We start from the raw sequence: 13,079 nt of genomic DNA, 5'->3' as shown, positions 1-13,079 counted from the left end.
TAAACAGAAAGATCAACTGGTAGTAATCCGTACTGAACATATTATACATTATTTTCAGTATAGTTGAGCTTATTATTGACTAGAGTCATGCTCCGCCTTGACTTCCACGGTTCTCGAGCTGGGATCGGCGCTGGGGATGATTTGGCGAATGGCTCCCTCCACGGTTTGGTTGAGGCTGTCGATGCTGATGGGCACCCCTTGTCCCACCCGGATCTGGCCGGCCAGCGATTCGGGCACAGCCACGGAAAACCGCAGCCGCTCGCTGCTTTCTAGCTCCACTATCGGCTGGCCCGGCCCCGCCAAAGCCCCTACCTCCACATACTTGCGGGTGACGACGCCGGCAAAGGGGGCAACCAGGGTTCCGTAGGCCAGGTTGGCTTGGGCTTGTGCCACCCCCGCCTGCGCCTGGGCCATGGCCGCCTGCACCTCAGGGATCCGGCCTTTGGCCTGGGCAAGCTGGGCCCGCGCTTGGGTCAATCCCTGTTCGGCCTGCTGGATCCCGGCCTCGAGCTGGGCCAGCCGGCCCAAGAGCACGGCTACCCGCGTATTGGCCTGATCCACCTGGGCTTGGGCCACAGCCCCTTCGGCGTGCAGCTTCTGCATGCGTTCTTGGTGCAAACGGGCCTCCTGCAGCTCCGCTTCCGCCTGCTGCTTCTGGGCTTGCACCTGGCGCAAGGCTTCTTCCGCTCCCCTCACCCCTGCCTGGGCGGCCAGAAGGCCTGCTTGGGCCTGCTGCAGTTGCGCCTCAGCCTGTTGCCGCTGGGCCTGGGCCTGTTGCTGGGCGGCCTGCACATCGCTGACATCCAGACGGGCAATCAGGGATCCGGCCGCCACCTGCTGCCCCTCCTGAACCGGCAGCTCCAGAACTCGGCCCACAATGCGGCTGCTGAGGGAGGTGCGCTCCACAGCCTCTAGGCTGCCCACCAGAATCCGCTCTTGGCCGATTTCCCGAGGCTTGACCTCCATCGTGGCCAACGGGGCGGCCTTGGCGGTTTCCAAGGACTCCGTCTCGCTGACGGGAAGCTCCGAAGCGGCTACCCCTGGACCGGGCCGGCTTTGGGATCCCAGCAGCCAGCCGCCCAGCCCCCCTAGCGAGAGGAACAGCAGCGCCCAGCCCAGGTGGCCCCAGCTCCAGCCGGAAAACCTTTGTTGGTGCAACCTGCCGACTTGAGTTTCCATAGTGCAAGTGTCCAAGGCGTAACTTGAGAGTGACGAGAGAAAGAGGCTAAGGAAAGACCAAATCTCCCAATGGCTTGGAGATGGGCTCTATGAGAGCCCCACCCCCTGCAAACTGAGGCGCTCAAACCAAGGCACCGCCCACCCCCAGCGCATCTTGGCTAGGAAATACTGCTCAAAGGCGGACTTGAGCCAACTGACCCATGGCCCTTGCACGGCCAGAGCTATAGCTGCTCTTGCCTGTCTTCCGAAGCCGCCACCTACTGCTACTCGTGGCTGGGTCTAGGAGGGGATCCCATCCTGGCAATCCAGTAGCCGCACTGGTGTTCTCCGTTCACCTGCCAGGTGAGGCGCTCTACCCGGCAGTCGGGCAGGGCGGCGGCAAACATCTCCAGCTCGTGGCCGCAGACGCTGGGAAAACGCTGGGCAATTTGGGCGATGGCGCAGTGGTGCTCCACCAAGACGTACTGCTCGACATACTGCTCAGAGCCTTCTGCTGGCCTGGGGGCAGCCAGGTGGTTGGGATAGGGGTAGTACTCCGCCATGTAGCCTTCTGCCTGGCGCAACTGTACCAGGCGCTCTAGCCGCTCGGCCAGGGATCCAGATCCCATCTGGGCTTGGTACTCCTGGGCTTTGCGTTGCCACTGCTGCTGGAGCAGGGATCCCATCTGTTCGGCTCCCAAGGTTTCGGCCAGCGTGTTGAGTAGGCCCAGGGCAAACTCGTCGTAGCGGGCAGGGAACTGCGCTTCCCCCTGGGGGCTAAGCTGATAGAAGTGCTGGGGACGGCCAAGGCCGCTGGGTTGAGCGACATGGCGGATCAGTCTCTCCGCCTCCAGATCCTTGAGGTGGCGGCGAATGGCCTGGGGAGAAATGCCCAAGTGCTCTGCTAGGGTTTGGGCAGTAGCCTGTCCTGCCTTGCGCAGGTAGATCAAGATAGCCTGCTTACTGGAAGTAGGCTGGGTAGCCTGGCTGGCGATCCTACGTGCTCGGTTCACCGTTGTCCTCCTGCCTATTTTGACAACGGGATCATTGCTAAAGTAACTTGAGGATTAGTTAAGCAACAACTATGTTGCTTTAGTTGCCCGTCTGTTCTTGCGCGCTTCTAATCCCTACTTGAGAGCCACCCATGTCTAAGAGCGTCCGCGCCCTGGTTGACCAGCCCTACAAGTACGGCTTTGTTACCGACATCCCTTCAGAATCCATCGGCAAGGGCCTAAACGAGGACATCATTCGCCAAATCTGGGCCAAAAAGGGGGAGCCGGACTTCATGCTGGAGTTCCGGCTGCGGGCCTACCGCCAGTGGCTGAAGATGAGCGAGCCCACTTGGCCAAACGTGACCTACCCCCCCATTGACTACCAAAACATCGTCTATTACTCGGCCCCCAAGGTGCGGGAGAAGAAAAAGAGCCTGGACGAAGTGGATCCGGTGCTGCTGGAGACTTTTGAAAAATTGGGGATCCCGCTGTCTGAACAGAAGCGACTGGCCAATGTAGCGGTGGACGCCATTTTCGACAGCGTCTCGGTGGCCACCACCTTCCGGGAGAAGCTGGCCAAGGAAGGGATCATCTTCTGCTCCATGTCGGAGGCGCTGCGGGAGTATCCCGAGCTGGTGCGTAAGTACCTGGGTACGGTGGTGCCTATTGCCGACAACTACTACTCGGCGCTGAACTCGGCGGTATTTAGCGACGGCTCCTTTGTCTACGTGCCCAAGGGGGTGCGCTGCCCCATGGAGCTCTCGACCTATTTCCGTATCAACAACAGCGAGTCGGGCCAGTTTGAGCGCACCTTGATCATTGCCGACGAGGGATCCTACGTCAGCTACCTGGAGGGCTGCACGGCCCCCATGTTCGACACCAACCAACTGCACGCGGCGGTGGTGGAGCTGATTGCCCTGGACAACGCCGAAATCAAGTACTCGACGGTGCAGAACTGGTATGCCGGCGACGAAAACGGCAAAGGCGGCATCTACAACTTTGTGACCAAGCGCGGCCTCTGTCAGGGGGCCAACTCCAAGATCTCTTGGACGCAGGTGGAGACCGGCTCGGCCATCACCTGGAAGTATCCAAGCTGTGTGTTGGTGGGGGAAAACTCGGTGGGCGAGTTCTACTCAGTGGCCCTCACCAACCACTACCAGCAGGCCGACACGGGCACCAAGATGATCCACATCGGCCGCAACACCCGCAGCAGAATTATCTCCAAAGGCATCTCGGCAGGGCACTCCAGAAACAGCTACCGCGGCTTGGTAAAAATTGGGCCGAAGGCAGAGGGCGCCCGCAACTTTTCCCAGTGTGATTCCCTGCTGATTGGGGATCAGTGCAGCGCCAACACCTTCCCCTACATCGAGGTGCAAAACCACACCGCCAAGGTCGAGCACGAGGCCTCAACTTCCAAGATCGGAGAAGAGCAACTGTTCTACTTCCAGTCGCGCGGTATCTCCACAGAAGACGCCGTGTCCATGATCATCAGCGGCTTCTGTCGCGAGGTGTTCAACCAACTGCCGATGGAGTTTGCCGTCGAGGCGGATCGGCTGCTGAGCCTGAAGCTAGAGGGATCCGTTGGCTAGATCCTTGGCAAGGGATCCTGCCTGTTGTCCATTGCCGAGGGGTCTGGCGCAGCTAGATTTTGGGGAGCGGCACTGGGGGGAACTCCTAGGCGCCAAGCTGTCATCGATTCGAGAGCAACTGCTGACATGATCCGGGAAAACAGCCCTGTCATCCTCTCCGTTCGCGATCTCACGGCCGAGATCGACGGCACTCCTATCCTCAAGGGGGTAAACTTGGAAATCCGCGCCGGCGAGATCCACGCCATCATGGGGCCCAATGGCTCTGGGAAAAGCACCTTCTCCAAGATCTTGGCCGGTCACCCCGACTACCGGGTAACAGGGGGCGAGATCCTCTATTTGGGCAAGGATCTCTTGGCCATGGAGCCGGAGGAGCGGGCCTGGGCCGGGATCTTCTTGGCCTTTCAGTACCCCATTGAGATTGCGGGGGTGAGCAACTTGGATTTTCTGCGGGCTGCCTACAACGCCCGGCAGAAATACCGGGATCAGCCGGAAATGGATCCCCTCGAGTTTGACGACTTCGTGCGGGAAAAGCTGAGCATTGTCAAGATGGATCCCGCTTTTTTGGAGCGCTCCGTCAACGAAGGGTTTTCCGGCGGCGAGAAAAAGCGCAACGAGATCCTGCAGATGGCTGTGCTGGAGCCGACGCTGGCCATTTTGGACGAGACGGACTCCGGCCTGGACATCGACGCCCTGCGCGTCGTTGCCCAGGGCATCAACCAACTGGCCGGCCCTGAGAAGGCCATGCTCCTCATTACCCACTACCAGCGCCTGCTGGAGTATGTGACCCCCGACTATGTGCATGTGATGGAAGGCGGGCGCATCGTCCTCAGCGGCGATAAGACCTTGGCGCTGGAGCTGGAAGAGCGGGGCTACGACTGGCTCAAGGAGGAGGCGCGATGAGCAACCCCTCCGAGAGGGCTGAGCGCTTTGGCCACTCCTTTCTGGAGCACCTCCTCCGCCAAATCCCGGAGGTAGAAGATCCCCATACCACCCTGAGGCAGCAGGCCCGCGCCCAACTGGCGGAGCTGGGGATCCCCACCCCCCGCGAGGAAGACTGGAAATACAGCGACCTCTCGCCGCTAGTGGCCCATGCCTTTCGCCTGGCCGGCCCTGGGGATCTGGGTCTGGAGCGGGCCACCCTGGAGCCCTGGCTGTGGCCGGAGAGCCGTCACAGCTATGCGGTGTTCGTCAACGGCTACTTTGCCCCCCAGCTTTCTGACTTGAGCGGCCTGCCGTCGGCCCTGCGAATAGCTCCTCTGAGCCAGTCTGCCCCTGGATTGTTGCAAACCATCGCCAAGGTCGATGTCTTCAGCGCCCTCAACACCGCCCATCTGGCCGACGGGATCCAAATCGAGCTGCCACCCCAGCAGGAAGTTTTGCCGCCCTTGCACCTGCTCTGGGTGACGGTGGCCTCTGAAGGAGAGGCGGTTCTGGCCCAGCCCCGCTGTCTGGTGGCTTTGCAGGCCCACAGCTCCCTCACCCTCATCGAAGACCACGTCTCGTGGGGGGCAGGGATCCCCTTCGGCAACGCTGTTACCGAGATCGCCCTGGCCGAAGGATCCCGTCTACACCATGTGATCCTGCAGCGGCAGGGATCCCAGGCTTTTCACATCAACCAGACTGCCGTGCGCCAGGGCCGCGACAGCCACTACCGGCTGCAGGCCATCCAGTGGGGATCCCAGTTTTCCCGCCACAACCTGGAGCTTGTCCAGGTGGAGCCCCAGGCCCACACCCAGCTGCAGGGGCTGACCCTGGTGAAGGGATCCCAGCACAGCGACACCCACTCCCGCTTGCTCCATCAAGCGCCCCACGGCAGCAGCCGCCAACTGCACAAGTGCATCGTGGACGAGGCGGCCCGCGCGGTCTTCAGCGGGCGGATCCTGGTGAGCCAAGCAGCCCAACTGACAGACGCCGCCCAGACCAACCGCAACCTGCTGTTGAGCCCCAAGGCGCGGGTGGATACCCGGCCCCAACTGGAGATCTTTGCCGACAACGTCAAATGCGCCCACGGAGCCACCGTCAGCCAACTGGAGGCGGAAGAGATCTTCTATCTGCAAAGCCGCGGCATTCCCCAAGCCCAGGCCAGGCAACTCCTCACCTACGCCTTTGCGGCAGAGATCCTAGAGGGGATCCCGCTGGCCCAGCTTCCTTCCCAGGTGGCCAAGCGCTTGGGATCCGGCTGAGTTGTCCCTCCCATTTCGCTCCAGCCCTTACTGCCATCGGCCAGTCTTGAAATGGCTGCTAGCGGCCTGCGTCGCCCGCGCCCGTCGAACGGCGAAAAAAAAACGCCCGTGGCGTCGCCGGCTCCCGCCGAGAAGCCCGAAATCCCTTACCGGCCCTGTAGGTGATGGCATTGGGCCGCAGGCTTGCTTTGGCTATCTTTCCGACCCGTTGTGCAAAACAACTCCAGCCCCTTTTGCTGAAGTTCGGAGAAGCTGTCTTGGGGGTTTAGGGCGGCAGAGGGGTGGGAATCGGAGGAACAGATCTAGTCTGGTTGGCGCGACTTTATCATCGCCAATCCTGGCCTGGCCCACTTCTCTTCCCCCGATTCTGCGGATCCCTCTGGCCTCTCTGCCGAAGCACCCAGCGCGCCGAAGAGCCATACCGATTCTCTAGCCTTTGGCGCCATCAAAACAAAAGCTGCAGCCCCCCTCCGCGCTTGAGTCCCTGCTCCCCCCTCACCTTTTACCACGGCAAGAACACCGATTGAACGCCTATTGAGGAGAGCCTTTCTCCTTTAGAGAACCACTTCAAGTAGTAGGAGAAAAATGTGGCCTCGAAAAGAGTCCCCAACTTTTGGTTGCAGAAGTACGCCAGGAGGTTATGATCCTGGAGAGGACTGTAGGGCATTAGAAAATGTTGGACATACCACCACAACCTTTAACCGGAAAGGCTCTCCTGCAGAAGGTAGAAGCGTTGAGCCATCTTCCGCGCCGCGAGACGGCAAAGCGCTGTGGCTACGTAACCATGACCAAGACCAACAAGCTCCGCGTCAACTTAAATGAGTTTTATGATGCGGTGCTGGCGGCAAAAGGTCTGAGCCTCAGTCCAACTGCCAAGCGTGACAGGCGCGGTCGCGAGCCAACCTTTCGCGTGAGCGTTCACAAGAATGGTCAGATCATCATCGGGTCCGCTTACACCGAAAAAATGAATCTCAAGCCCGGCGATGAGTTTGAGATTCAGTTGGGCTATAAGCACATTCACCTCAAGCAAGTGCTCAACGGTCAGGTGATGGAGGACTCAACCTCGAACGAAGAAGCTGCCCCCAAAAAGACGCGGAGCCGCAGGAAAAAAACAACAGGAGCTTGAACCTCTTCTGGAGTTGGGCAAGGGAATCCAGTTGAGAAACTGTCACTGCAGGGCTTTCTCTCTTCCAAACCCTCCTTAAGATGGGATCCGAAGCTTGGGTTTATTGACTTCGCCAACCCTAGATCTGAAGATCCCTATGTACCAGACTGTTCAACCTCCTCTCAAGTTTCTGCCGCCGCGATTGACGCCTTGGGTAGTTCGTTTGGCGCAAGCGGGTTTGCCCTTGTGGTTGCGCTGGGCCAAGGGGATCCCGCGCGTTGAGGTGGAGGGGGGCGAGCGTTTGGCCCAGCTTTATCAGCAATTTGAGGCAGGCAAGATTCGCCTGTTGGTAGCCTTTCGCCACCCCACCCTCGACGATCCCCCCTGCTTGATGTACCTGTTTTCCCATCTTCTGCCTCAGGTAGCTCGACAACAGGGGATCCGCCTGCGGCAGCGTCCCCATGTTTTGTTTGTCTACGACCGCGGCCTGCCCCTATGGCTGGGCTTCATTGGCCGCTGGGGGCTTCCCCGGCTGGGCGGGATCCCGATTTTGCGGGGCCGTCTGGATCGGGCAGGGCTGAAGAGCTCTCGCGAGCAGTTTGTGTCAGGCCCGTACCCCCTGGCGGTGGCTCCCGAAGGGACAATCAACGGCATGAGTGGGCTGCTCAACCCGCTGGAGCCGGGGGTGGCCCAAATGAGTTTCTGGGCGGTGGAGGATCTGCACAAGGCGGGGCGCCCGGAGGAGGTGCTGATCTTGCCGGTGGGCCTCCGCTACTCCTACTTGAGGGATCCCAGCCTGGCGCTGGACAGGTTGCTCCGCCGCATGGAGGCGGATTGCAAGCTCCCGGCCACGCGCTCGGCCCATGTCGGCAAAGGGTTTTTGATGGCCCGCCTGCTCCGCCTGGCCGAGCATCTGATTCAGGTGATGGAGCGTTTTTACGAGCGCTTCTACGCCCCAGCTTTGCCCGACGCGGCGCGGGTCAGCCTGAAAGGGGGAGGGGATCTGTTGGCACGTCTGCAAAGCCTATCGGATCTGGCCCTGCGCGTGGCCGAGCAGCACTTTGGCCTGCAGCCCCAGGGAGACTTGATCGAGCGGCGGCATCGCATCGAACAGGCAGGCTGGGCCTGGATCTACCGGGAAGATATCCCTGATATTGCGGCGCTTTCGGCTGTGGAGAAGGGGTTGGCCAATCGCGTCGCCTCTGAGGCCAGCTTCCACCTCTGGCACATGCGCCTGGTGGAGACCCTGATGGTGTTTGCCGTGCGTCCCCTGCCGGAGCAACCCAGTTTGGAGGAACTGGCCGAAACCGCCCTGCGGCTGTGGAACCTGTTGGCCTGGATCAAAGGCAAAAACGCCGTCGGCGCTGCCCCCCCCAGGTTGGGGCCGCGGCTGGCCCGTTTCAGCATCGGCGATCCCCTCTCGGTTTCGGAGCGCTGGCCCGCCTACCAGGCCAACCGCCGGCAAGCCGTACAAGCTCTAACCCAGGATTTGCAGGCGGAGATGGAGCGGCTGCTGCAAGGGATCCCGCGCTCCCCTGCGAGCGTGGCCGTCGGCTGAGATCTGGGTTGGCTGGCCTTGTCGAGGGGAGCGGGAAGGCCTGGGCCGAAACCGATACCGGCCTGTTGTTGGGAATTGTTGCGCCGCCTGTAGGGAAGGCCTCCCCAGCGTTCAGCCAGAAACCGCGGGAGCCCCGCCCTCTATCCCCCCACCGCCAACGGCATCTTCTACTTAGAACCTGCTAGACCTGTTGGGATGGGTAGCCGAGTACGGTGGACTGAGGGCGAGCTTCTTGTTCGCCTTCGCAGAGATTCCCCGACTCCTCAGGTGTTTCTTCAAAAGAGCCTGTCCAGTGAGTCGCAGCCAAGCCTCTGATCCCCCTCAAGACTTGAGCATCTGCATCGGCATCACGATCAGGGTATTGCCTTGGCGATCGACCACGTAGAGCTCTTGCCCAGGCTGGATCTCCAGGTCGGGGACGCTGCACTTGGCATTCCAGGTGGAGCCGAGATAGGAGACCCGACCCCGCTTGCCCGGCGGAATGGCCGTAACTGCCCGCGCTTCTCGCGATTCCTTCAGGAGATCTTCCAGCTGAGTTGAAGTAGAGGGCAGCAGACGCCGGCTGAGAACGATCAACCCAAGGGAGAGCACAATCCAGGCCGAGAACTGGGCCCAAACTGGCCACCCCCAATAGGCCAGAAGAGCAGCCCCTAGGGCAGCCACACCCGCCGGCCCGGCCACCAACTCCGGCAAAAACAGCTCGGCAGCAATGAGAACCAAGCCGAAGACAACCCAGGGCCAAACCATACAACCCAGGCATTCGACCCCATTTAAAGTATGGCTCAAAGCACCTGGATTCTGCACTGGGATTTGTTGCCGAGCTGTTAGCTAGCCGCCCAGGCGGTAGTTCTCCAAAAACTGCAGGGGATCCACCTCTGCTTGGGGGGGATCCTTGGGTAGGTTCCTGGATTCGGCGATCCGCATCAGCGTCTCCCAGTCGGTGTTCATGACGAAGGCCACTGCTTGACGAGCCGCCTCTCGGTGGGGGCAGGCGTCGCCCAAGACACAGCCATCTCGGCAAAGAGTGGCGCAGTCGTGCTCAGTGCTCTTGAGAGTTGGGCCAGCCATGAGGTCGTTTTCTCCTAGGCTTTTACATTTTCTTCAGAATACCTGACCTGAAGAGAATCTTGCGCCTGCCGGGGATCGGAATGAGCGCAGATAGCCTGGATGAAGTGAGAAGACCGGTTAAGCCCAGAGGAGCAGTGGTTTTATGGAGTTTTCCCAACTGCAGGTGCTGGTGGAGCAAGCCCTGGAAGATAAGAAGTTAACCCGCAGCGAGGTGGATCAAATCATCGCCGCCATCCGGGCCGATGGCAAAATCTCCCCGGAAGAGATGAGCTTGCTGGAGTCCATTCGCGAGAAGGTGCTGCGCCGGGAAATTCAGGTGGTGGAAGAGTGAGGGGCCGGGATCCCTTTTTGCAGGTAGAGGGTAATTTCGCTGCGGTTGTGAAACAGGTGGCGCGCCCTCACCACCGGGAAGGCGCTGCCCAAGATGTCTAGGGTCTGGCGGAGCACCCGCAGGCGATGCTGGTGGGGGAGCTTTAGGGTCATCACGGCTGCCCCCTGCGGCTCCAGATGAGGGGCAAAAGCCGCCATCAGATGGGCAGAGGCACGGCCATCCATGCGCATGTCGTTGAGGATGAGGTGAAACTGACCTGGACAGCGGGCCAGATAGGCTTGGGCGCTGAGGCGATGGTGACAAATGCCGGCATCGTGGCGGAGGCGCTCGTCCAGCTCCGCCGGATCCACAGCCGTCACCTGCTGGCCATGCAGGCGCAAAATGCGCGACCAGCCCCCCGGCGCCGCCCCCAGATCCAAGGCCCGTCCCCCTGGTTGCAAAGGGACGCGAAACACCTGGATGGCCTCCAGCAGCTTAAACTCCGCTCGGCTGATCTGGTCGGGATCGCGGCGAAAGCGGTGGACGCCGCCGGCCCAGGTGGAGAGGTTTTGCGCCGCCAGCGACAGGCCCAGCCAAGCCCGGAGCCCTGTCGAGCTGGCCAGGAGCACCACCGAGATCACCTGCTGGGGATCCTTGACCTGCAGAGGGGATCCCACCGTCGCCATCACCTGTTCGGCCAGGGCTGCGTTAACCTGGAAGGGCTTGACGTTGAGCTTGCCAAACCGGCGCGTCTGTACCGAAAAGCTGAGGGCAGGGTCGATGGCCGCCAAGAGGTTTTGATCGAGGCGCAGCAGGGAGATCTCGTCGAGCTGTCGCTCTTGGTGGATGGGGCAGATGTGGCGCAAAAAAATGGGCGGGTTAGCCTGCCAGGCCTGGGCAAGGTCGGCAAACGAGCGCTGGCTGCACACCCGCACTAGGCCAGGTGCCTCCGGCAAAGGCTGAAAGACGGCCTCGGGATCCGCTGCCGCAATTTCCCGCCTCGCCAGATCCAGAAAATCGGGGTCGGCGCTGCCCAGCCACAGGTGAGTAGTGGGGGGAAGAAACCTGCTCACCTGACCCGCTGCCATCGCAAATAGGGCAAGGAAGCAGCTACCTCTTGAATCCGCTCCCGGGCGGCCAGCAATTGTCCGGTGGCATCCCACGTCCCCTGCACCAGCATCTGCCAGGCCCCCTGTGGGATCTCGACAGCAGCGGTTCTATCCTCCCAGCACACCTGTTTGTTGAGCACATCCAGCGTCAACCGGAGCTGTGGATTCTCGGCCACCGCCCCTTGCAGGGTTTGGATCACGCTGGCGGGCGCCGTGACGCAGGGGATCCCCAAGGCCAGGCAGTTGCCGAAAAAGATCTCGGCAAAGCTTTCGCCGACGAGGGCGCGGATCCCCCACTTGGCCAGGGCTTGGGGGGCGTGCTCCCGGCTGGAGCCACAGCCAAAGTTGGCGTTGACCAGCAAGATCTCTGCCCCCTGGTACTGAGGCAGGTCAAAGGGATGCTGGCCGGGATTCTGGGCCCGGTCGTCGGCAAATACATGCTGGCCCAAGCCCTCAAAGGTAACGCACTTCAAGAAACGGGCCGGGATAATCCGGTCAGTGTCGATGTCGTTGCCCACCAGCGGGATCCCGCGGCCCGTGATGGTCAAAACTTCGCTTGGCATGGGAATTGCAGTGACCTTCTGGACTCAAAAGCTGGGAATTGGCTTCAGAGTTTTGCAGGGTATAGCCTGGGATCCCTTGCCCAACTCTGCTTGGCCGAGGGGGCAAGCCAAGCGCCAGAAACGAACCATCCAGCTCGGCTAGCGGCGGTAAACTTGGTTTTCCAGGTTGCGCACCTGCCGCTCCAGCCGATCCAGCCGCCCGCGCAGCTCGTCCATTTCCGATTGGCGAGGAACACCCAAATCCTGCAGGACGTTGCGCACCTGCCGCTGCACGTAAGACTCCAGGTTGCTCTGCTCGGATTTCACCTGGTTGAGCAGGTTGTTGATGACGTTGGAGGCCTCTTCTGGCTTGAGCTGACCTTTCTGCACCAGCTCGTCAGCAGCCTTTTTCAACTGCTCCGCGAGCAGAGCGGTGGTGCCCACGCCCATTAGTAAGAGCTGACGTAAGATACTGTTATTGTCCAACGCTGCCCTCCAGAGAATGCTTGCCGAAGGTACGGGCTTCTATGACTACCTATTCTCCTCAGTTTGCCCTCAACTTCGCAACCGGGTCGGCCAGCTTCCCGCTTTCGGCAGAGGGGGCGCGGGAGTGGCACAGGGCTTTGCAAACCCTTGTGGAGCGGCTCAAAGTGGGGGCAAGCGGCCCCCAACGCCAGCCCCAGGCGCCGATTGAGTTTCACCATGCCGCCCCAAACTTGTACCTGGAGATGTTCTGCAATCCCAATATCTGGCCCGGCCCCCACGCCGCCAAGGTGTTAGTAATGTTGAAAACAGGGGCATTGCGCCTTTCTATTGAAGTGGAGTTCTCCCGCCTGCAAGAAGACCTCAGCCAATATCTGGAGTCTCTGAGATGAGCGAAGGCCGACACGCTTTGGGCGAGGAGCTGGCGGTTATTGCAGTAACGGAGCTGCTGGTTGAGCCGCCAGGTGGGATCCCTGGCCAGATGGAGACCGTTTCTCTCACTTGGCACGATCGCCAGCACTCTCGGCAGCGGCTGGTGAGCGACTGAGGCAGGGAAATCCAGTTGATGCTGCCACCCATCTCCACGAGGAGGATCTGCTCTCCGCGGATGCGCAGCGACACATTCCAGTCGAGGCCCAAGATGGCATTTTCTGCCTAGAAGCGGTAAAAAAGGCTGGAAAAAGCAGGTACAGCCTGTTAAGGGCTCAAGGGGTACAATAGCAGCACTTAGCAAACCAACTTCGGAAGGAGGATGGATTGATCAGTAGTAAAGAAGTCTTCACTATCTGCTCCATGCTATACTTCCCAATTCTGCAAAGCTGCCGAATAAAATGCTTCAACACCGACCACATCATCTCAATGGGATTCAACTCCGGCGCATACACAGGCAGGTATAGGATTCGTGCACCTGTACCCCTAATCAATTCCTCAACTTCCCGACTCTTGTGGATATTTAAATTGTCCATAATCACAACCTTCCTCG

17 protein-coding genes are annotated in these 13,079 nt (G+C 60.5%); 8 read left to right on the top strand and 9 right to left on the bottom strand.

Features of this window, described 5'->3' with window-relative positions; genetic code table 11:
- Positions 1–72 precede the first annotated feature (72 nt).
- The 3 genes from SYN60AY4M2_RS11190 to sufR all read right to left on the bottom strand — a co-directional run bounded on the left by SYN60AY4M2_RS11190 (position 73) and on the right by sufR (position 2,171).
- Entirely contained in the window at positions 73–1,179 is a 1,107-nt protein-coding gene (locus SYN60AY4M2_RS11190) for an efflux RND transporter periplasmic adaptor subunit (RefSeq protein ID WP_099812923.1), read from the bottom strand.
- An 87-nt stretch (positions 1,180–1,266) separates the two neighbouring features.
- The gene (locus SYN60AY4M2_RS14680; protein ID WP_255322479.1) at positions 1,267–1,392 is read right to left on the bottom strand and encodes a hypothetical protein; all 126 of its coding nucleotides are present in this window, start codon (positions 1,390–1,392) and stop codon (positions 1,267–1,269) included.
- Positions 1,393–1,442: 50 nt separating this feature from the next.
- Positions 1,443–2,171, bottom strand: coding sequence for an iron-sulfur cluster biosynthesis transcriptional regulator SufR (sufR, locus tag SYN60AY4M2_RS11180; RefSeq protein ID WP_099812922.1), 729 nt, complete (start codon positions 2,169–2,171; stop codon positions 1,443–1,445).
- 131 nt (positions 2,172–2,302) lie between these two features.
- Between sufR and sufB the strand changes: the two genes are divergently transcribed.
- From sufB to SYN60AY4M2_RS11155, 5 genes are all read left to right on the top strand, one after another.
- Positions 2,303–3,739 (top strand): Fe-S cluster assembly protein SufB, encoded by a 1,437-nt coding sequence (gene sufB, locus SYN60AY4M2_RS11175; protein WP_099812920.1) that lies wholly within the window; start codon positions 2,303–2,305, stop codon positions 3,737–3,739.
- Positions 3,740–3,865: 126 nt separating this feature from the next.
- Positions 3,866–4,639, top strand: a complete 774-nt coding sequence (gene sufC, locus SYN60AY4M2_RS11170) for a Fe-S cluster assembly ATPase SufC (protein ID WP_099812918.1) — start codon at positions 3,866–3,868, stop codon at positions 4,637–4,639.
- Positions 4,636–5,922, top strand: a complete 1,287-nt coding sequence (gene sufD, locus SYN60AY4M2_RS11165) for a Fe-S cluster assembly protein SufD (RefSeq protein ID WP_099812916.1) — start codon at positions 4,636–4,638, stop codon at positions 5,920–5,922. The genes sufC and sufD overlap by 4 nt, the downstream gene beginning before the upstream one ends.
- Before the next feature lie 673 nt (positions 5,923–6,595).
- On the top strand, positions 6,596–7,048 hold the full coding sequence (locus SYN60AY4M2_RS11160) for an AbrB family transcriptional regulator (RefSeq protein WP_011431008.1): 453 nt from the start codon (positions 6,596–6,598) through the stop codon (positions 7,046–7,048).
- Between the two features lie 136 nt (positions 7,049–7,184).
- Positions 7,185–8,585 carry a 1-acyl-sn-glycerol-3-phosphate acyltransferase gene (locus SYN60AY4M2_RS11155; protein ID WP_011431009.1) on the top strand — a complete coding sequence of 467 codons (1,401 nt, stop codon included), beginning with the start codon at positions 7,185–7,187 and terminating at the stop codon, positions 8,583–8,585.
- A gap of 321 nt (positions 8,586–8,906) precedes the next feature.
- Here SYN60AY4M2_RS11155 and SYN60AY4M2_RS11150 read toward each other — a convergent pair whose 3' ends face one another.
- Complete coding sequence (locus SYN60AY4M2_RS11150; RefSeq protein WP_011431010.1) at positions 8,907–9,332, bottom strand: NfeD family protein; 426 nt, start codon at positions 9,330–9,332, stop codon at positions 8,907–8,909.
- Positions 9,333–9,413: 81 nt separating this feature from the next.
- On the bottom strand, positions 9,414–9,653 hold the full coding sequence (locus SYN60AY4M2_RS11145) for a hypothetical protein (RefSeq protein ID WP_011431011.1): 240 nt from the start codon (positions 9,651–9,653) through the stop codon (positions 9,414–9,416).
- A gap of 142 nt (positions 9,654–9,795) precedes the next feature.
- Between SYN60AY4M2_RS11145 and SYN60AY4M2_RS11140 the strand changes: the two genes are divergently transcribed.
- Positions 9,796–9,984, top strand: coding sequence for a hypothetical protein (locus SYN60AY4M2_RS11140; RefSeq protein ID WP_011431012.1), 189 nt, complete (start codon positions 9,796–9,798; stop codon positions 9,982–9,984).
- On the opposite strand, the gene SYN60AY4M2_RS11135 is transcribed toward SYN60AY4M2_RS11140, so the two are convergent.
- The 3 genes from SYN60AY4M2_RS11135 to SYN60AY4M2_RS11125 form a co-directional block, all read right to left on the bottom strand.
- Positions 9,966–11,036 (bottom strand): SAM-dependent methyltransferase, encoded by a 1,071-nt coding sequence (locus SYN60AY4M2_RS11135; protein WP_011431013.1) that lies wholly within the window; start codon positions 11,034–11,036, stop codon positions 9,966–9,968. The two genes, SYN60AY4M2_RS11140 and SYN60AY4M2_RS11135, sit on opposite strands and share 19 nt — an antisense overlap.
- Positions 11,033–11,635 carry a 3-isopropylmalate dehydratase small subunit gene (gene leuD / locus SYN60AY4M2_RS11130; protein WP_041438503.1) on the bottom strand — a complete coding sequence of 201 codons (603 nt, stop codon included), beginning with the start codon at positions 11,633–11,635 and terminating at the stop codon, positions 11,033–11,035. Before leuD ends, SYN60AY4M2_RS11135 begins: the two co-directional genes overlap by 4 nt.
- 138 nt (positions 11,636–11,773) lie before the next feature.
- Complete coding sequence (locus SYN60AY4M2_RS11125; RefSeq protein WP_011431016.1) at positions 11,774–12,100, bottom strand: phasin family protein; 327 nt, start codon at positions 12,098–12,100, stop codon at positions 11,774–11,776.
- Positions 12,101–12,141: 41 nt separating this feature from the next.
- Here SYN60AY4M2_RS11125 and SYN60AY4M2_RS11120 point away from each other — a divergent pair, with 41 nt between their 5' ends.
- A complete protein-coding gene (locus SYN60AY4M2_RS11120; protein WP_011431017.1) occupies positions 12,142–12,489 on the top strand; it encodes a hypothetical protein in 348 nt (115 codons plus the stop codon).
- Positions 12,486–12,644, top strand: coding sequence for a hypothetical protein (locus tag SYN60AY4M2_RS14115; protein ID WP_168173338.1), 159 nt, complete (start codon positions 12,486–12,488; stop codon positions 12,642–12,644). The genes SYN60AY4M2_RS11120 and SYN60AY4M2_RS14115 overlap by 4 nt, the downstream gene beginning before the upstream one ends.
- Positions 12,645–12,801: 157 nt before the next feature.
- Here SYN60AY4M2_RS14115 and SYN60AY4M2_RS11115 read toward each other — a convergent pair.
- Positions 12,802–13,079, bottom strand: a 278-nt coding sequence (locus SYN60AY4M2_RS11115) for a transposase (RefSeq protein WP_206336825.1), incomplete at its 5' end; no start/stop codon positions are given.

Origin of the sequence: Synechococcus sp. 60AY4M2 (assembly GCF_002760375.1) — a bacterium.
In the GTDB taxonomy this organism is placed as follows: domain Bacteria; phylum Cyanobacteriota; class Cyanobacteriia; order Thermostichales; family Thermostichaceae; genus Thermostichus.
Note: the sequence above shows the minus strand (reverse complement) of the source record. Positions and strands in the feature narration are given on the sequence as shown.